The 18767-nt window shown below is 73.1% G+C and carries 15 protein-coding genes and 1 pseudogene; 10 read left to right on the forward strand and 6 right to left on the reverse strand.

Going from position 1 to position 18767, the window contains the following annotated elements:
• Positions 1-173: 173 nt before the first annotated feature.
• Positions 174-4625 (reverse strand): HAD-IC family P-type ATPase, encoded by a 4452-nt coding sequence (locus tag ACLQ24_RS02115; protein ID WP_425888785.1) that lies wholly within the window; start codon positions 4623-4625, stop codon positions 174-176.
• Positions 4626-4844: 219 nt separating this feature from the next.
• Here ACLQ24_RS02115 and ACLQ24_RS02120 point away from each other — a divergent pair, with 219 nt between their 5' ends.
• From ACLQ24_RS02120 to ACLQ24_RS02140, 5 genes are all read left to right on the forward strand, one after another.
• Positions 4845-5105 carry a hypothetical protein gene (locus ACLQ24_RS02120; protein WP_425888703.1) on the forward strand — a complete coding sequence of 87 codons (261 nt, stop codon included), beginning with the start codon at positions 4845-4847 and terminating at the stop codon, positions 5103-5105.
• Between the two features lie 59 nt (positions 5106-5164).
• Positions 5165-5404, forward strand: coding sequence for a hypothetical protein (locus tag ACLQ24_RS02125; protein ID WP_425888704.1), 240 nt, complete (start codon positions 5165-5167; stop codon positions 5402-5404).
• Positions 5401-6054: a GAP family protein gene (locus tag ACLQ24_RS02130; RefSeq protein WP_425888705.1), complete on the forward strand. Its 654-nt coding sequence runs from the start codon at positions 5401-5403 to the stop codon at positions 6052-6054. Before ACLQ24_RS02125 ends, ACLQ24_RS02130 begins: the two co-directional genes overlap by 4 nt.
• Positions 6055-6138: 84 nt before the next feature.
• A complete protein-coding gene (locus tag ACLQ24_RS02135) occupies positions 6139-6333 on the forward strand; it encodes a hypothetical protein (protein WP_425888706.1) in 195 nt (64 codons plus the stop codon).
• Between the two features lie 83 nt (positions 6334-6416).
• Positions 6417-6965 (forward strand): YbaK/EbsC family protein, encoded by a 549-nt coding sequence (locus ACLQ24_RS02140; RefSeq protein ID WP_425888786.1) that lies wholly within the window; start codon positions 6417-6419, stop codon positions 6963-6965.
• A gap of 199 nt (positions 6966-7164) precedes the next feature.
• Here ACLQ24_RS02140 and ACLQ24_RS02145 read toward each other — a convergent pair whose 3' ends face one another.
• From ACLQ24_RS02145 to ACLQ24_RS02155, 3 genes are read right to left on the reverse strand one after another with little or no spacing between them, the layout of a single operon-like run.
• Entirely contained in the window at positions 7165-7593 is a 429-nt protein-coding gene (locus ACLQ24_RS02145; RefSeq protein ID WP_425888707.1) for a SufE family protein, read from the reverse strand.
• 53 nt (positions 7594-7646) lie between these two features.
• Entirely contained in the window at positions 7647-8072 is a 426-nt protein-coding gene (locus ACLQ24_RS02150) for a CBS domain-containing protein (protein WP_425888708.1), read from the reverse strand.
• A 56-nt stretch (positions 8073-8128) separates the two neighbouring features.
• Entirely contained in the window at positions 8129-9898 is a 1770-nt protein-coding gene (locus ACLQ24_RS02155; RefSeq protein WP_425888709.1) for a proline--tRNA ligase, read from the reverse strand.
• Positions 9899-10319: 421 nt separating this feature from the next.
• On the opposite strand from ACLQ24_RS02155, the gene ACLQ24_RS02160 reads away from it, so the two are divergent.
• Together ACLQ24_RS02160 and ACLQ24_RS02165 are read left to right on the forward strand one after the other, a co-directional pair.
• Positions 10320-11087, forward strand: a complete 768-nt coding sequence (locus ACLQ24_RS02160) for an SGNH/GDSL hydrolase family protein (protein ID WP_425888787.1) — start codon at positions 10320-10322, stop codon at positions 11085-11087.
• Positions 11088-11325: 238 nt separating this feature from the next.
• Positions 11326-12228 (forward strand): sulfurtransferase, encoded by a 903-nt coding sequence (locus ACLQ24_RS02165; RefSeq protein ID WP_425888710.1) that lies wholly within the window; start codon positions 11326-11328, stop codon positions 12226-12228.
• 35 nt (positions 12229-12263) lie between these two features.
• On the opposite strand, the gene ACLQ24_RS02170 is transcribed toward ACLQ24_RS02165, so the two are convergent.
• Positions 12264-12728: a hypothetical protein gene (locus ACLQ24_RS02170; RefSeq protein WP_425888711.1), complete on the reverse strand. Its 465-nt coding sequence runs from the start codon at positions 12726-12728 to the stop codon at positions 12264-12266.
• A 25-nt stretch (positions 12729-12753) separates the two neighbouring features.
• Positions 12754-13473: pseudogene (locus ACLQ24_RS02175) on the reverse strand (MFS transporter); the annotation flags it as partial.
• Between ACLQ24_RS02175 and ACLQ24_RS02180 the strand changes: the two are divergent.
• The 3 genes from ACLQ24_RS02180 to ACLQ24_RS02190 all read left to right on the forward strand — a co-directional run bounded on the left by ACLQ24_RS02180 (position 13420) and on the right by ACLQ24_RS02190 (position 18753).
• The gene (locus tag ACLQ24_RS02180) at positions 13420-15219 is read left to right on the forward strand and encodes an HSP90 family protein (RefSeq protein WP_425888712.1); all 1800 of its coding nucleotides are present in this window, start codon (positions 13420-13422) and stop codon (positions 15217-15219) included. The pseudogene ACLQ24_RS02175 and the gene ACLQ24_RS02180 sit on opposite strands and share 54 nt — an antisense overlap.
• Positions 15216-18083 (forward strand): hypothetical protein, encoded by a 2868-nt coding sequence (locus ACLQ24_RS02185; protein WP_425888713.1) that lies wholly within the window; start codon positions 15216-15218, stop codon positions 18081-18083. The genes ACLQ24_RS02180 and ACLQ24_RS02185 overlap by 4 nt, the downstream gene beginning before the upstream one ends.
• A 70-nt stretch (positions 18084-18153) precedes the next feature.
• A complete protein-coding gene (locus ACLQ24_RS02190; protein WP_425888714.1) occupies positions 18154-18753 on the forward strand; it encodes a TetR/AcrR family transcriptional regulator in 600 nt (199 codons plus the stop codon).
• Positions 18754-18767 lie beyond the last annotated feature (14 nt).

The raw sequence follows: 18767 nt of genomic DNA on the forward strand, positions 1-18767 counted from the left end.
CGGCGTCAGGAGCGGGAGTGCCGTCGACGGGCGAGCCGCTGGAAGCGCGGACCTGCCCAGAGCCACAGGAGTGACATTGCCAATCCGATGGCTCCCATGGCGACGATCACACCTCCCCATCTCCTCGGACTCCGGTACCCCGGCCGGTGGTGCCCAAGCGGGCGAGCTGGTGGTCAGTCGCCGTCGACGGGCTGGGCGAGGTCGGGTCGGGCCGACGGGAGATGCGCGACGAGCCTGGTGAGCGCGCCGTTGGCGACGGTGGCGCCGAGCGCCGATCCGGCGCCGATGGTCCAGCCGACCGGGCCGAGTGGTGTGCAGCCGAAGAACTGGCTCAGCCCCGGCGTCTGCACCACCACGACAAGCACTCCCAGCGACGCCGCCGTGGACGCCAGCACCGCCGGGCTGGTGCCTCCGGCCAGGATGGTCTGTCCGAGCTGGGTGCTGACCAGCGAGACGAGGGCGACCGTGCCGGCCCGCCGCTGTCGGCCGGTGTACCGGGCCAACGTCCAGCCGACGGTCGCGCCCAGCGTGGTGGACGCCGCGCGCAGCCCGATCTCCCTGCTGAGGGTCTCGCCGAGCGACGCGTCGGGGCCTTCCCGGAGCAGCCCGTCGGTGCGGTCCGACGCGGGTGGCCGGACCGCGATGGCGAGCGCCGGTGCCAGGTCGGTGAGCAGGTTGACCAGCAGCAGTTGCCGGCCGGTGAGGGCGGAGCGGCCGGTCGCCGCGGCGGTGAGCACGCTGAACGCGATCTCGCCCAGGTTGCCACCGACGAGGATGCTCAGCGCGTGCCGGACCGACGACCACATGGCGCGGCCCTCGACCAGGGTGGCGATGATGGTCTCCAACCGGTCGTCGGTGACGACCAGGTCGGCGGCCGCCCGGGCCGCCGGCGTGCCACGTTGGCCGAGGGCGATGCCGACGTCGGCCAGCCGGATCGCCGGAGCGTCGTTGGCGCCGTCGCCGGTCATCGCCACGGTCCGCCCGCACCTCTGCAACGCCTGGATGATCCGCACCTTGTGTGTCGGGGTGCAGCGGGCCACGACGTCGGTGGCGGACAGTCGCTCGGCGAGCGCCTCGTCGTCGAGCTTGTCGAGTTCGCTGGCGGTGACCACCCGCTGCTCGTCGTGCTCGCTGATGGTGGCCGCGATCGCCTCGGCGGTGGCCGGGTGGTCACCAGTGATCATGATGGTGTGCACGCCCGCCTGCCGGATGCGGCGTACCGCCGGTGCGGCGCTCTCCCGGACCCCGTCCGCGAGTGCCAGGAACCCCACGAAGGTCAGCCCTCGGACGACGGAGTCGGTGATCTGCGCGGTGTCCACGTGGCACTCGGCGACGGCGAGGATCCGGTGCCCGGCTCCCGCCCGGTCGGCCAGCAGGCGGTGCAGTTCCGCGCGGCCGGCATCGTCCAACGGCTCCTGCCGGCCGTCGGTACGCCGGCTCGCGCACCGCGGCAGCACCGTCTCGGGGGCGCCCTTGACGTTCAACAGCAGGCGACCGTCGGTCTCGCCGATGCTGGCGTGGTAGCCGCGGGACGGCTCGAACGGCAGACCACCGGCGGCACGCCAGCCCGGCGCGCCGCTCTGCTCCACGACCTGAGCCGTGGCGGCGCCCCGCCGGACCGCCCGGTCGGTCTGCAACGCCAACTCCTCCGGATCGGCCGCCGCGGGGGTGGCCCGCAGCGCCGTGGCGAGGGTCAACCGGAGCCGGTCGTCCAGGCGGTCCACCGGCGCGTACCGGTCGCCGACACCGTCGCCGACCCCGGCGAGCAGCAACTTGCCCTCGGTGAGGGTGCCGGTCTTGTCGAAGCAGAGCACGTCCACCCGACCCAACGCCTCGATGGTGCGCGGATTCCGGACCAACGCGCCGTGCTCGGCGAGGCGCCGGGCGGCGGCCAGCTGCGCCGCGCTGACCAGGAACGGCAGCCCTTCCGGCACCGAGGCGACGGCCAGGTTCGCGGCGGTCGCCGCCGTTTCGGCCAGGGGTACGCCCCGAAGCAGTCCCGCCCCGGCCACGGCGATTGCCGAGCCGGCGGCCAACGGGATGGCGGCGCTGGTCAACGAGCCGAGTCGAGCCTCCACCCCACTGGTCGGGGGCGCCTGACGGACCAGCGCCAGGCTACGGCCGGACTCGGTGTCGGCGCCGGTCGCCACCACCACGGCGGTGCCGTGACCGGCGGCGACGGTGGTGCCCTCGTACAGCATCGAGTGCCGGTCGGCGATTGCCGCGGCGACGACCGCCCGACTGCTCTTGGTGACCGGCAGCGACTCGCCGGTCAGCGACGACTCGTCCGCCTCCAACCCCACCGATTCAAGTACCCGGCAGTCGGCCGGCACCGAGTCACCCGGTTCGAGGGCGATGACGTCCCCGAGGACGAGGTCCTCGGCCGCGACGACCTGCTCTGCCCCGTCCCGGCGCACCCGGGCGGTGACCGCCGAACGCGACAGCAGCTCCGCCAGCGAACGTTCCGTGTTGCGCTCGTGCACCGCCCCGATCAGGGCCGACCCGCCGACGACGCTGCCGACCAGCGCCGCGTCGACGAGCGAGCCGAACGACGCGGACAGCACCGCCCCGGCCGCCAGGACGGGAGTGAGCGGGTTCGACAGCTCGTCCAGGAACGCCCGTAGCAGTCCACCACCGCCGGCGGGGTTGTCGCCACCGCCGGTGCCGTGGCCGTCGTATCGGCGCTGCGCCTCCGCGTTGGTCAACCCGTCGGGCGTGGTGTCCAGGCGGTCGAGCACGGTCCGGACCGGCATCAGGTGCCAGGCCGTCGCCACCGGCGCCGGGGTGTCCGACCGGTCGGGTAGCCGGCTGGCCCGCCAGACCCCATTCGCGAAGGCCAACCCGGCCGCGCCGTTGACCGCCACGAGCGAGCGGTCCGGCAGCTGGGTCGGCGGGGCGGTGAACGCGCCGAGCGCCCCGAGCCCGGTGCCCGCCATGGCGAGACGAATGTTCTGCTGTGTCATCCGCCGGGCCGCCCCGGTCGCCTCGATCACCAGGGCCACCACCCGCAGGTCGGTGCCGACCAGCAGGTGCGCTCCCCACGGGGGCAGCTCCTCGGCAGCGGACATCCCCAGGCCGCAGTCGGACGCGCCGAGCGCCGCCCGGTCACCGGAGACCAGCATCACCACCGCGCCGTCGTGCTGGAGCCCGCGTACGGAGTCGGCCAGCCGGTCGCCGCCCGGCAGCAGCGCGTCGGCGAAGTCGTACCGCTGCTCGTCACCACCGGCCACGACCAGTCTCAGTCCGGCGTGACGCGCGACGGCCGGTAGACCGTCGACCCCGGGCGCGGGCTCCGGTTCGACCCGCAGCAGCGCCGCCAAGCGTCCCCCGTTGGTCAGCCCCAGCATCTGTCCACCGGCCGTACGCAGCCGCTCGCCGTCCGGCACGTCCCCGTGATCGCCTGCGGGCAGCCGGTCCAGGGGTGCGAGCCGCCAGCCGTCGGACTCCCGCGAACCGGTCGGGTCGGCGGGGTCGAAGAGTGTGAACGCCCGCTCCGCCACCTCGTCAACGTCCACCCCGGCCGCCGGAGCGAGATCGGCGAGTACGCCCCGCTCCGACCCGAGCACCGCGGCGTCCAGCACCAGCGTGTCGATCCGGTCCAGCTCCCGCAGCACGCTGCGGTCCATCGCGATCACGCCGCGGCGGGCGAGGACCCGGCCGAGCTGCGCCGCGTACCCCTCCCGTCCGCTGCCCGGGGCCTTCGGCAGCGCGGACAGGCCCAGCGCGGCGGCTCGCTTGGGCCCGGCGAACGGCGTCGCCGCCGCTGCCGCCGCCGCACCGGCGGCCAGCATCCGGTTGATGTAGCGCTCGACCGGGCCGTCCGGCTTCGGGCAGGGCCGGTCGACCGCCGGCCACCGGGCGGTGGCGCGTTCCGGGTCGCCGGTCAGCCGCGGCTCGGCCTTCTCCCACGCGGCGAGTTGGGCCCGCGCCTCGCCCCACTGCACCATCCGTTGGGCGCCGTCCAGCACTATCCCCGTCCACCTGCCGGTCAGACCCTGCACGACCGCCTCGGCCAGCGGGAAGATGACGTCGGCGCGGGGGTCGGAGCGCAGCCGTCTGCCGACGAAGGCGTGCAGCTTCGGTTGTAGGTCCGCGGCGGCCAACAGGCCGGCGACCTCACCGGGCAACGGTGTGAACGGCAGAATCCGGGTGGCCGCCGAGAGGGTCAGGCCCAGCGCGTCCGAGGCGAGCGCGCCGAGGGTGCGCGGCGTACGCGGCCCCTCCTCCGGCGGCTGCGGGGGCGGGATCTCCGGGTCCGGATCGTGGTCGCAGGTCCGTTCGATTCGGCTGATCGTGGCGATGAGGTCGCGCAGCCGCGGCTCGGGGGCCTGCACGGCCACCACGACCCGGCCGGACGGGGCGTTCACCCGGGCCCAGACGACACCGGGCAGCCGTTCCAGCGCGGCCTCCACCTGCCGGGCCAACCGGTCGCCGCCGTCCTGGCAGACGCCGTGCACCTCGATGTGGTGGCGGCCGGGGCGCGACCAGATCCGGCGTCGGGACAGGCCGGCCGTCCGGGCGAGCCGGTTCGCGGCCGACCCGACGGTCCGGGACGCCGCACCGACGAGGTGCGGCACGCCGATGGACGGCAGGAGGCGGCCGGCGGCGCGACCCGCCGCCGTCATCGAGGCGTACGGCCGGACGGACGACGACCCGACTCCCCGCTGCCGCTTGTTGTGCCGTCGGTCATCTCGTCCTCCCGCCACCCTCGCATCCGGCGGCCTGGCTTCCCGACCTGACGTCCGTTATGCCCCTCGGACCGCCGGAACTTTGCGCCGCCGACGGTGCATGGACGGCGTGGTCGGTGGAATCCGACGCCCAGCACCGGACACGGGGAGGCCGGAATGAGCACCTTGACGCGACATCTCAACGGTTCACGCGAGAACGTCCAGATGTACAGCCGGCGGGTCGCGCTGCCCATGCTGGGTGACGTGGCCGTACCGCCGCCGGACAAGGTCGCCTACTACGCCGGGCTCGGTGTCCTGGCCGCGTTGCAGGTGATCGAGTGGCCGCTCGCCCTGGTGATCACCGCCGGGCATCTCCTGGCGGACCAGCACTTCTCGGGACTGGTACGCGGTGTCGGGGAGGCGCTCGAGGAAAGTTGACGAGGACCGGGTCACCCCCTGGTTGACATGAGTCCGGGTCGAGGTCGCAGGCTCGGTGCATGTCGAGTCGAACCGCCACCCTCGCCCCAGCGCCCGTTGGGCTGTTCGCACCTCGGCTTCGGGCGATGACGGTGGGCAGTGTCGCGCTGGTGTCGCTGCTCGCGTTCGAGGCGTTGGCGGTGGGCACGGCCATGCCGACCGTCGCGCGGTCGTGGTGCCGGGGGTACGCGGCCGGGCGGGTGATCCGCCGGCGATTCGACGTGTCCGCACGGGACGGGCGTGAGGATGGCAGGCGATGAGCTTCCTGACCGTCCTGCCGCTGGCCGTGGTGATGGTCGCCGGGACCCAACTGGTCGTGGCGGTCTTCCTCGCCTCGTCCGACCGACCCCGGGCTGCGTCGTCGGGCTTTCTCGCCGGCGCCGGGCTGGTGGTCGCCGCCGGTGTGACGGCGAGCTGGTTGCTGACCCGGGTGCTGGGTGGACTGGCGACCGATGCCAGCACCGCCGCGCGCAGGATCGACCGTGGTCCGGCCATCGACCTGGTGGTGCTCGCCCTGCTGGTGGTCCTGGCCGTGGTGATCTGGCTGCGCCGTAGCCGGTCCGGGCCGCCACGGTGGCTGGGCAGCGTCAGCCACGCCGATCCGCGTTGGGCGGCGCGGACGGGCGCGCTGCTCTTCGTGGTGACGCCCACCGACGACCTCACGATGGCGACGGTGGGCGCGACCGTGGCCCGGCACGACCTTCCGTGGTGGCACCTGGTGCCGTTCGTGCTGCTCACCGTGCTCCTGCTCGCCGTGCCGCTGCTGGCGTTGGTGCTGCTCGGGCAGAAGGCCGCGCGGGTGCTCGCCCGGATGCGGGAGTGGGCTGAGGGGCACGCCTGGATCGTCAACGAGATCGTGATCGCGTTCTTCGCGCTGCTGACCGTGCTGGACCTGCTCCGGTCGAGCTGAGGCCCCCGGGCGTCCTGGACACGTACGGGGGAACCGCGCGGAGATGAGAAGGATGCCGGTTCACGTTCGTCTTACGGTGACGCCATGTTCGTTGTCGTCACCACGGTGATCCTCTACGTCTTCGGTTTCGTCTTCCTCTACGGCGTGATCCGGCTGGGCATCCGGCACGCGCTGGAGGACCTGGAGCTTCAGCGGGCCCGGGCCCGCCGTGAAGAAGAGCTGGCGGCCGCCCGCGATCGTTCCTTCATGCGCGACAACGCGTTTCTCGCGGGCAGTTGAACCGCGACGCGGAGGTGGTGTCGCGGGACGCCGCGGGAGTCGGCGGGCGGGCCGGCGGCACGGGTGCGAGGATCGCACCCGTGATGGGAACGCTGAAGACCGAACCCGCCCGTGTGCGCCTCGATCTGCTCGCCGCGCCGGTGGCGGAGGCCATCGCCCAGTGGCCGGCCGACGCGCCGGTGGATGTCGACGACGTGCTGGTCGCGCCGATCGACGCCGATCTTGCCGACACAGCGGCGTTCTGCGAGGCGTACGAGGTGGGGCTGGACGTGTCGGCCAACTGCGTCGTGGTGGCCGGCAAGCATGAGGGTGTGGTCCGTTACGCGGCCTGCATCGTGCTGGCGACCACACGGGTCGACGTGAACGGGGTGACCCGCAAGGCGCTGGACGTGCCCAAGGCGAGCTTCGCCCCGCTGGCCGACGCCGTCGAGTTGACCGGGATGGAGTACGGCGGCATCACCCCGATCGGGCTGCCGGCCCAGTGGCCGATCCTGGTCGACGCGCGGGTGATCGCCGCCCCGCACGTGATCATCGGGTCCGGCGTACGGCACAGCAAGATCGCCCTGCCGGGGCCGGCGTTGGGCGCGCTGCCCGGCGCGCAGGTGGTGGAGGGCCTGGCCAGGCCGGCCTGACCAGGCACCGACATCGATACCGTTGCACGTGAAACATCACGCCTGTCAATTCCTGGCCGGCGGCGGCCTCCCGCTGCTCGACCTCGGTCAGCGCGGCGAGGAGCGTGGACGTCTCCTGGGCGCCACTGACCGCGTAAGCACCACGGGCAGACGACGTCCGCGTAGATCTCGATCTCCACGATCGGTGGCAACTGCCCGGTCAGTCGAGTCGTTCCCTGACCTGCCGCTTGAGTCGGCCCAGGATCGCGGTGCCGCCCCGCACCCGCAGCGGGCTGATCGCCTGAGCCAGGCCCATCCGCTGGTAGAGATCGTCCGGAACGGCCAGCACCTCCTCGGCGCTCGCGCCGGCCAGCCCCTCGGCGAGGATCCCGGCGAACGCCCGGGTGGTCGGCGCCTCCGGCGGGCAGTCGAAGAGCGTCTCGACCAGCCCGTCCGGCGTCACCGTGGCGCGTAGGAAGAACGCGGTCTGGCACTCGGGCACCTGCTCCATGCCCTCGTGCCCGGCGGCGTCGGCGGGCAGCGGCGGGATGACGTCCGCGTACTCCAGCAGCATCTCGAGCACCAGGTCGCGCGGCGCGGCGGCGAACTCGTCGACGATCTCGGCCAGTCGGGCCGGCATGTCAGCCATGAGTCGAGGCTACCGCCGACGCCGACGCCGACGCCGACGCCGACGCCGACGGCTCACGTGGTCGGCGACTGTTCGCTGATCTCGCTCAACACGCTGGTCGGGTCGAGCTGCATGGCCAGGTCACCGAGCGAGACGATCCCCACCAGTTTGCGGTCGCTGTCGCAGACCAGCACCCGGCGGAGTCCCCGGTCCCGCATGAGCGCCGCGGCCTCACCGGCCGTGCAGTGCTGCTCGATCATGACCACTTCGCGGGTGACGATCGAGCCGATGGTGGTGGCCGCCGGTGAGGCGTTCTCGGCGACCGCCCGGACCACGATGTCCCGGTCGGTGAGCATGCCGGCGAGGGTGGCGCCGTCGGTGACCACGACGTCGCCGATGTCCGCCTCCTTCATCACCCTGGCCGCCTCGTCCAGAGTTGTCTCCGCCGACAGGTACACGACCTGCTTGGTCATCACGTCGCTGACCCGGTAACCGGTCATGAGAGCCTCCGAAGACGTATCACCCGATCCGACTGCACTACCCCGTGACGCGGCGGCTACACCAGGTTCGCACGCTCCCGGTCGACCTCGTCGACGATCCGTTCCACCACACCGTCCAACGGCAGTTCCGCCCGCCCGTCGCCGGCCCGCCCGCGCAGCTCGACGTACCCGTCGGCGAGTCGGCGGCCGACCACGACGGCGCGCGGGATGCCGATCAGCTCGGCGTCGGTGAACTTCACCCCGGCCGAGACGTGCGTCCGGTCGTCGACCAGCACCCGCAGGCCGGCGGCGGCCAGACGCCCGCCGAGGTCCAGCGCCGCGTCGAGCTGCGGGCCCTTGCCGGCGACCACCAGGTGTACGTCACAGGGCGCGACCGCAGTCGGCCAGCGGAGCCCCCGCTCGTCGTGGTGCTGTTCGGCGATGGCCGCGACCGCCCGGGAGATCCCGATGCCGTAGCAGCCCATGGTGGGCCGGACCGGCTTGCCAGCCGGCCCGAGCACGTCGACGGCGAACGCGTCGGTGTACCGGCGACCGAGCTGGAAGATGTGCCCGATCTCGATACCCCGCCGGATGGTCAGCTCGCCATCGCCGCACTCGGGGCAGGGGCCACCGGCGCGTACCTCGGCCGCCTCGATCGTGCCGTCGGGCGTGAAGTCCCGCCCGCAGACCACGTCGGTGGCGTGCCGACCCGGCTCGTTCGCCCCGGTCAGCCACGCGGAGCCGGTCACCACCCGGGGATCGACCAGATAACGGATGCCCAGCTTGCCGAGCACCTGCGGACCGATGTACCCGCGTACCAGCTCCGGATGTTCGGCCCACTCGTCGAAGACGGCCACCTGGGCCGGCTCCAGCGCGGCCGCGAGCCGCTTCAGGTCGACCTCGCGGTCACCGGGCAACCCGACCACCAGGGGTTCGGCCCGCTCGGCGCCGGGCTGACGGATCGTCAACACGACGTTCTTCAGGGTGTCGGCGGCGGTCCAGTCGTCCCGGTCCCCGAGCCGGCGGCTGTTCGCCAGCTCGACCAGGCTGACGATCGTCGGGGTCTCGGGGGTGTCGTGCACCTGGGTCGCGGGCTGGGCGGCGGGGTCGCCCGCGGCGGGCGCCCGGGTGAGGACGGCCTCGGTGTTCGCCGCGTAGTCGCAGGCGGTGCAGCCGACGAACGTGTCCTCGCCGACCGGCGTCGCGGCCAGGAACTCCTCCGACGCCGAGCCGCCCATCGCGCCGGACATCGCGTGCACCACCGTGTGGTCCAGGCCCAGCCGGTCGAAGATCCGCTGGTACGCCGACCGGTGTCGGGCGTACGCGTCCCGCAGTCCCGCCTCGTCCAGGTCGAAGGAGTACGCGTCCTTCATCAGGAACTCCCGGCCGCGCAGCAGACCGGCCCGGGGCCGCGCCTCGTCGCGGAACTTCGTCTGCACCTGGTACAGCGTCACCGGGAAATCCCGGTAAGACGTGAACAGGTCCTTGACCAGCAGCGCCGCCATCTCCTCGTGGGTGGGCGCCAACAGGTGCTCGGCCCCGCGCCGGTCGGCGAGGGTGAAGATGTCGTCGCCGTACTCCGTCCACCGGCCGCTCGTCCGGTACGGCTCGGCGGGCAGCAGCGCCGGGAAGTGCACCTCCTGGTCGCCGATCGCATTCAGCTCGGCGCGCACCACATCGGTGATCCGGTCGAGCACCAGCTTGCCCAGCGGCAGCCAGGTGTAGCCGCCCGGTGCGGCGCGACGAATGTAACCGGCGCGCAGCAGCAGCCGGTGGCTCGGCACCTCCGCGTCGGCCGGATCCTCCCGCAGGGTCCGCAGCAACAGGGTCGACATGCGTAGCAGCATTCGCGCAGCCTAATGACCGTGTTCCGGGTACGGCGATCCAATTCGGGCCCGCTAGGCCCTCCCCGCTGCGTGGCCCGGTGACCGGCTCTCCATTGTGGGGCCTGGTGGGCGAGCCACGACACTCCGCCATCAGCCGGATTTGTGACTGTGTCCGGGCGGGCTAGTCGGTCGTCCGATTGCCGGCGTGGCGGTACGCCGTCACGTGCTCCCGGGTCCATGTCGGCGCTCCGCACGTTCCAACCCGGCCGTGACATCGCTCGCAGGACCCCAGGATCCGGTGCCGCCGGATGATCTGTCGATCAAGTCCGTCGATCAAGGCGGTCGCATGACGTCCGCCACGTCGGCCGGTCGGGGCATCGGGCGTGGTGCCCGCGGTGACAGACTGGTCGCCGCAGGCAACGGGTGGCGTGAGGGGGCGCGGGTGCGCTGGCGCAGTTTTGTCGCGGTCGGGGACAGCTTCACCGAGGGTATGGACGACGCGTACCCGGATGGCACCTACCGGGGGTGGGCGGACCTGGTGGCGACCCGACTCGCCGTCGAGGCAGGCCCCGACTTCCGGTACGCGAACCTGGCCATCCGGGGCCGGCTCTTTCCCAGCGTGGTCGCCGAGCAGGTGCCCTCCGCGGTGGCGATGAAGCCCGACCTGATCAGCTTCGCGGCCGGCGGCAACGACGTCCTGCGTCGGAGCTTCGACCCGCAGGCGCTGGTCTCCCGCTTCGATGATGTCGTCCGGCAGCTCCGTTCGGGCGGCGCGGACGTGCTGCTCTTCCGATTCGCGGACGTGATGGCGCGGCTTCCCGGTCAGCGCCTCGTCGCTCCCCGGGTGGAACTGCTCAACCAGGCGGTCGGTGAGACCGCCGCGCGGCACGGCGCGATCCTGGTCGACCTGTACGCCGACGACACGTTCCTCCACCCGATGCTGTGGAGCACCGACCGGCTGCACCTCTCCCCGGCCGGGCACCGGCGGGTCGCCGGGCAGGTGTTGAACGCGCTCGGCGTGGGCTGTGACGAGGAGTGGCTGATGGTTCCGCCGCACCCGGCGCCTTCGCCGTGGCTCGCCGCCCGCGCGGCCGACCTGCGCTGGGCCGGGCAGTACCTGGCCCCGTGGATCAAGCGGCGGCTCACCGGCCGGTCGTCCGGTGACACGGTGACCGCGAAGCGTCCGCTGCTCGGGCCGATCGTCGACTGAAACGTGCGCACGGCCTGACCTCGCTCACTGTCTGGAGCATCGACCGGGACGGCGCCCAGTCGGATGCGGCATCCTTCATCTTCTTCGTCGGCAACCTACCGCCGAGCAGTTGAGAGCTTCCCCGGTCCGGGCCACCCGACGGTGGCCCGGACCGGGCGGGCGCTCACCGACCCGGACGGGTGGTAAGCCGGTCCCGTTACGGCGGATGCCGGCGGCGATCCGGCGTACCTTGGGGATCATGTCTGTGCCGAACGATCCTGATCCCCGCCTCCAGTCGTACGCCGACCCGCAGCGGCTGGTAACCACCAACTGGTTGGCCGAGCACCTGGGCGACGAGGGCCTCGTCGTGGTCGAGTCCGACGAGGACGTCCTGCTCTACGAATCCGGTCACATCCCCGGCGCCGTGAAGGTCGACTGGCACCTCGACCTCAACGACCAGGTAACCCGGGACTACCTCGACGCGACGGCCTTCGCCGAGATGTGCGCCGCGAAGGGCATCGGCCGGGGCGACACGGTGGTCTTCTACGGCGACAACTTCAACTGGTGGGCCGCGTACGCCCTCTGGGTCTTCTCGCTCTTCGGTCACGCCGACGTGCGGCTGCTCGATGGCGGCCGGCAGAAGTGGATCGCCGAGGGGCGCGAGCTGACCCGAGACAAGCTGGCCCGACCACGCGCCGACTACCCGGTGCCGCTGCGGGACGACGCGCCGCTGCGCGCGTTCCGCGAGCAGGTGATGGCGCACATCGCCGTGGGCCGACCGCTGGTCGACGTGCGGTCTCCGGGCGAGTACACCGGCGAGATGCTGCACATGCCGGACTACCCGCAGGAGGGCGCGCTGCGCGGCGGGCACATCCCGGGCGCGGTCAGCAAGCCGTGGAAGTCCGCCGCGAACGAGGACGGGACGTTCAAGTCCGCCGACGAGCTGAAGGCGATCTACGCCGACCAGCTCGGGCTCAGCCCGGACGACGACGTGATCGCGTACTGCCGGATCGGTGAGCGGTCCAGCCACACCTGGTTCGTACTGCGGCACCTGCTGGGCTACCCGCAGGTGCGCAACTACGACGGTTCGTGGACGGAGTGGGGCAACCTGGTCCGGGCGCCCGTGGTCAAGGGCGACCAGCCCGGCGGCATCGCCGCCTGAGGGGCGGGCTCGGCCGGCTGAGCACTCGACGAGCCTCAGCCGGCCAGCGTCAGCACGCCCCGCAGGTCGGCGATGATTCCGGTGATCGCGCCGGTCTCCGGGTCCCAGCGGGCCAGGGCGGCCGGTTCCAGGCGGAGCAGCACCGCGCCCCTGTTGTCCCAGCCCAGCACCGGGCAGCAGCCCTTGGCGCGGTCCCGCCCGAGGTCGAGCAGGTGAGTCACCGAGCCGGTGCGGGAGTCCAGCACGGCCACCCCCTCCGCGCCGTGGATCTCGTTGTTGACGATCCACGCGGCGCTGGCCAACCGGCCGCTGTGCAGCCAGCCCCGGCCGTGGAACTCGTTCACCTGGTACGGCTTGGGCAGCTCGTCCACGGTGATCCGCTGCTCGGAGCGGACCGCGCCGTCGACGGCGGCCCGGCTGCGCAGCGTCAGTCCGCCCTGCTCGCCGGCCATCTCGATCAGCGGTGCCCCGCGACCGGCCTCCGGGTCGGGCGTGACCACGGTCCAGGCCGAGCGCCAGCACGAGCAGTGCGGCCACCGCGAAGGTGACGGCGTCGAGGGCGAACGGCAGGGCCGGGGCGGTGGCGAACAGGATGCCGGTTGCCGGAGCGCCGAGGAAGCCACCCGCCACCGCCGAACCCGCCTGGAGGCGGCCGTTCGCCCGGGGCAGCGCGGCCGACGGCACCAGCGCCGGGAGCAGCGCGAACGACGCGGAGTCGAAGAGGGTGCCCAGCGTGGCGAGTAGGAACGCCGCCACCAGCAGCAGCACGATGGCGGCCCGGTCGACGGCCACCGCCACGGCCAGCGCCGCCACCACCGCAGCGCGTAGCCCGTCGACGCGGGCCATCGTCCGACGGCGGTCCCAGCGGTCCGCGTACACGCCGCCGAGCAGGCCGAAGAGCAGCGGCGGCACCTGCGCGACCACGGTGACACCGGCGATGACCCGGGGGTCACGGGTCAGTGTCGCCGCCAGCAGCGCCAGCGCCGGCGTCCGCAGCGCATCCCCGAAGCGGGACGCTACGGCGGCGGACCAGAGCAGCCGGAAGTCCCGGACCAGAGCGGAAGAGGTCATGCCGCCGACCGTGCCGGTTCGACCGGGGCGAGGGTCAAGCCGCCGGGCGAAAGGAGGACGCGGACCATCGTGATCTTGGGTACGGTGAGCGCCGGCATCGGGACCGGGGAGAGCACAGGCGTGGACCACACTTTCCAGGTCGACCTGCGTGGCGTGGTCGACCTGCTCAGCCATCACCTCTACGGCAGCCCTCGGGTCTATGTCCGTGAGCTGCTCCAGAACGCCGTGGACGCGATCACCGCCCGGCGTACGACCGAGCCGGACGCGCCGGCGCTGGTCCGCATCGAGCCGCCGGAGATCACCGGCGACGGCACCCTCCGGGTGCACGACACCGGCGTCGGCCTGACCGAGGCGCAGGTGCACGAGCTGTTGGCCACCATCGGCCGCAGCTCCAAACGCGACGAGCTGGGCTTCTCCCGGCACGAGTTCCTCGGCCAGTTCGGCATCGGCCTGCTCTCCTGCTTCCTGGTCGCCGACGAGATCCAGGTGCTCACCCGCCACGGCGACAACCCCACGGTCCGGTGGACCGGGTACGCCGACGGCCGGTACGCGGTGACCGTGGCGCCACCGGAGGCCGCCCGCGCCGAGGTGGGCACGACGGTGACGTTGGTGCCCCGCCGCGACGCCGACCAGTGGTTCAGCACCCCGACCGTCGTCGACCTGGCGCGGCTCTTCGGCTCGCTGCTGCCGGTCACCGTCCGGGTCGGCGACGTGGTCACCACCGTCGGCGAGCCGCCCTGGCCGACGACGGCGGGAGCGCCGGTCGACCGGGCGGCGTTGATCGCGTACGCCCGCGAGACGCTCGGCGTGGACCCGTTCGACGTGCTGCCGCTGAACGTTCCCGAGGCCGGGCTGACCGGTGTCGCGGTCATCCTGCCCACCCCGGTGAACCCGGCGGCCCGCGCCGGGCACCGCGTGTACCTCAAGCGGATGCTGCTCACCGAGAACGCCGACGGCCTGCTGCCGGACTGGGCGTTCTTCGCGCACTGCGTCGTCGACGCGACCGAGCTGCGCCCGACGGCCAGCCGCGAGGCCCTCTACGAGGACACCCTCCTCAACGCGACCCGGGAGGCGCTCGGCGACCAGGTACGCGGCTGGCTGGTCCGTCTGGCGCGGCACGACCCGCACCGGCTGGCCGAGTTCCTCCAGGTGCACCACCTCGGCGTGAAGGCGCTGGCGCTGCACGACGACGACATGCTCCGGCTGGTTGACAGGTGGTGGCCGATGGACACCAACGTCGGCACGCTCACGCTCACGCTCGCCGAGTTCCGGGAACGCTACGGGGTGCTCCGCTACGCGGCCAGCCTCGACGAGTTCCGTCAGCTCGCCGCAGTGGCCGCCGCGCAGGATCTGGCGGTGGTCAACGCCGGTTACACGTACGACACCGAGCTGATCGAGCGGCTGCCGGCGGTGGAGCGCTCGGTGCTGATCGAACGACTCGAGCCGAGTGACCTCACCACCCGGTTCGAGGCCCTCGACCCCTCCGTGGAACTGGCCCTGCGTCCGTTCCTCACCGCAGCGCAGCGGGCCGTCGAGCGTTCCGGCTGCGAGGTGGTCATCCGGGCGTACGACCCGGTCTCGCTGCCCGCGCTCTACCTGGTCAGCCGGTCGGCGGCGTTCAACGACCAGCTCGCCGCCAGCCGCGACCGGGCCGACGAGCTGTGGGGCGGGGTGCTCGACGCGCTCGCCGCCACCGCCCCACCGGACCGCCCGCAACTGGTGCTCAACCACCGCAACCCGCTGGTACGGCGGGTCACGATGCTGGGCGACCCGGAGCTGGTCGGGCTCGCCGTCGAGGCGCTGTACGGGCAGGCGCTGCTGCTCGGGCACCATCCGATCCGCGCGGCCGACGCCGCGCTGTTGAACGATTCCTTCCTCGGCCTACTCGGCCGGGCCGTGCCGGGACGGGAGCAGCCATGAGCGACGAGGACCTGTGGCGGGTGCTGCGCGGCATCGCCGACATGCCCCACGGGGCGGGGCAGATCGCCGCGCTGGAGCAGCTCCTGCGCCGGGTGGACGCCGCCGACGACCGGCACCTCGCCTTTGTCACCCGCATGCAGGCGACGACCGGGTACGTCTACGGGGGCGAGCCGGCGAAGTCGTTCGTGACGTTCTCCTGGTGCCTGTCCGAGTTCGACCGTGACCCGCAGCCCTACCACCAGCGCCACCTGCACCAGTTGCTGTGGCACTTCAAGTACATGGTCTCGGGTCTGCTGAAGTTCCCCGAGGTGCCACTGGACCGCACCTACGCCGTGCTTGACGACATGGAGCGGCGTTACCGGGCCGGTGGACACAGCCTGCAGACCGTCTACAAGCACCGGTTTCGGGTCGCCGACCACGTGGGTGACGCCGAGGCCGCCGCGCACTGGTACCGGCTGTGGCAGACGACGCCCCGCGACGACCTGTCCGACTGCGCCGGTTGTGACCCGACGAGCCAGGTGGGTTATCTCGCCGACACCGGACGGGACGCCGAGGCGGTGGCCCTCGCCGAGCCGGTGCTCGCCGGCCGGTTGACCTGCACCGAGCAGCCGCAGGCGATCCTCACGGCGCTCCTTCTGCCGTACCTGCGTACCGGCCGGGGTGAGTCGGCGCGTGACGCGCATCGGGAGGCGTACCGCAAGCTGCGCGGCAGCCTCGCCGACCTGTGGGACATCGGCGACCACATCGAGTTCTGCACGCTGACCGGTAACGAGGCGCGGGCGGTGGAGCTGGTCGAGCGGCACCTGGACTGGCTGGACCGGCCGCCGTCGCCGGCCGCGGCCATGCACTTCGCGGCGACCGCGGCCGCCGCGCTGCTCCGGGCCGGCGCGGCGACCGTGTACCGCCGAGCCGCCGAGGGCCGGCCGGCTGCCGAGGTGTCGGTGCCGGCGCTGGCCGAGGAGTTGGCCGGGACGGCGACCGAGCTGGCGGCCCGCTTCGACGCCCGCAACGGGACCACCCACCAGTCGGAGTGGATGGCGCGTCGGCTCGCCGTACGGCCCGGCGGCGAGCACCTGCCGCTCTCCGCGAGCGTCCGTCGTCGTCCGGTCCGACCGGGCGGGAACGCACCGACCGGCGTGGCGGGGCCCGTGTCCGAGCGGCCTGGCCGAGCGCCGGTCGAGGCGTCCACCGTGCCCCTGCCCGCCGATGCCGACGAGCTGCTGGCCCTCGCCGAGGAGAGCTGGGGCCGGCACGACCGGGTGACGTTCCAGGCGGCGCTGGCCGCGTACGACGACGGGTTCGGCACCGCCGACCTGCCGTCGCGTACGGTCGCGCACCGGCTGGCGCTGCGTGCCGCCGAGCGGGGCGACGAGGACGACATCGAGGGTGCGGTCGAGCTGAACCGGGCGGCGTTGGACCTGTACCGCGCGGCGGGTGAGGAGCTGCCCGCCCAGGTGGTCGCGGGGCGACTCGGCGTGCTGCTGACCCGCGTCGATGAGTACGCCGAGGAAGGGCTCGCGCTGGTCCGGGAGGCCGCCGAGGCGCTGGATCGGCTCGGCGACGTCCGGCAGCGTGCCGCCGGGCACGACCGGCTGGCGCTGGCGCTGCTGCACCGGCAACGGTGGGCGGACGCCCTCGCGGCCCTGGACCGGGTGCCTGCCGATGCGGGTGGTGATGAGCACCTGGCGGCCCGGGTCGCGCTGCACCGGGCACATCTGCTGGAGCAGTCCGACCGCGTCGACGAGGCCCGTGCCGCCGCCGAGGAGGCGCGCCGGATCGCCCGTGATCTGGGCGTCGGCGAGCTGGTCGTGGCAGCCTGCCTGACCTGCGCGAGGACTGTCGACGGTCCGGCGGAGGCGGTGGCCGCCTGCGACGAGGCGTTGCAAGTCGTGCCGGCGGACGCGGAGCTGCCCGTACGGGTCGCCCGCGCGCGGGTGCTGCTCTCCGCCGGCCGGGCCGCCGACGCGGTGGACGACTTCGTCGAGGCGGTGACGCTCTGTGTCGAGCGTGGCGCCGAGGGGGACGCGTTCCTGCGCTGGGAGCTGGCGAACGCGTACCGGGTGGTGGGTCGGCTCGCGGAGGCGGCCGAGGTCGCCGAGGAGGCCGTGCTCGGCCTGGACCGGCTGGGCGCCCAGGGGGAGGCCGACCGCTGCCGGCACCTGCTGGCCGGCGTCTACGCCGGGCTTGGCGAGATCGATCCGGCGCTGGCCCTGCTGGAGCAGCTGTCCGTCAACCTGGACGGTCCGGACAACCTGCCGTACCGGGCCCAGGTGCTGGAGGAGGCCGGCGGCATCCTGTATGACGCCGACCGGGACGCCGTGGCCGCCGAGCGGTTCGCCGCCGCTGCCACCGCGTACCGGCTCGCCGATCTGCCGCTGGACGAGCTGCGCGCCCGCCGCCGGGAGGCGTACGCCTGGTTCTGGTCCGACAACCTGACGGAGGCGGTGCACGCCGTCGAACTGGCGGACGGGCTGGCGGCGGTGTTGGCCGGGCAGCCGGAACCGGAGCCGTCGGTGACGTACGAGCTGGCGATGATGGCCGAGACGGGCGCGCGGGTGCTGACCGGGGAGGGGCGGCTCGACGAGGCGCTGGAACGACTCGCCGGGGTGCCCGACCGGTTGCGGTCGATCGAGGCGTTCGGTGAGGCGGCCCAGGTGGAGGTCCTCGTCGGTGAGCTGCTGCTCCGACTGGACCGGCCGGCCGAGGCGGAGCCGCTGCTGCGTCGCGTACTCGGTGGGTTGCCGGCCGGATCACGGCCGGTCCGCCAGACCGCGTGGTTGCTGGCCCGTGCCCTGGATCTGCTCGACCGGCCCGCCGAGGCCGCTGCTCTCCGACAGGAGCACGACCTCGACCCGGACGACTGACCGCTGCGCCGACCGGACCGCCCGGTAACCGTCGCCCCACCGTTCTCAGCTCGCGGTCTACGCTTGCTTGGTGACGGTGGAGCAGCAGGCGCGGGGTGCGGCGGGTACGGGCCGGCGTCGGTCCCGCAAGGACGAGATCCTGGAGATCGCGGTCGGTCTGTTCGCCGCCCGTGGCTATCACGGTGTGTCGATGGACGATATCGGCGCGGCGGCAGGGGTGACCGGTCCGGCGCTCTATCACCACTTCGCCGGCAAGGAGGCGATGCTGGCTGCCGCGCTGATCCCGGTCAGCGAGGGGCTGCTGGCCGGCGGCCGGGAGCGCGCCGCCGGGCATCCGGACGACCCGCGCGCCGTGCTGGAGTCGCTGATCGACTTCCACGTCGAGTTCGCGCTGGCCAACCCAGCGGTGATCGCGCTGCACCTGCACGAGCTGGACCGCCTGCCGGAGGAGCCGCGCCGACGGATCCGCCGCCTGCAGCGGATGTACGTCGAGGAGTGGGTGACGGTGCTGACCGCGCTGCACCCGGGCATGCCCGACGGTGAGGCGCGGGTGTTGGCGCACGCCGCGTTCGGCCTGATGAACTCGACCCCGTTCCTCGGCGGCGAGGTGGATCGGCGCCGACGTGCCGAGCTGCTGCGCGGAGCGACCCTGGCCGCACTGCTCGCCTGATCCGACTCGTCAGA

It is taken from the genome of Micromonospora sp. DT4 (assembly GCF_049841675.1).
GTDB lineage: Bacteria > Actinomycetota > Actinomycetes > Mycobacteriales > Micromonosporaceae > Micromonospora.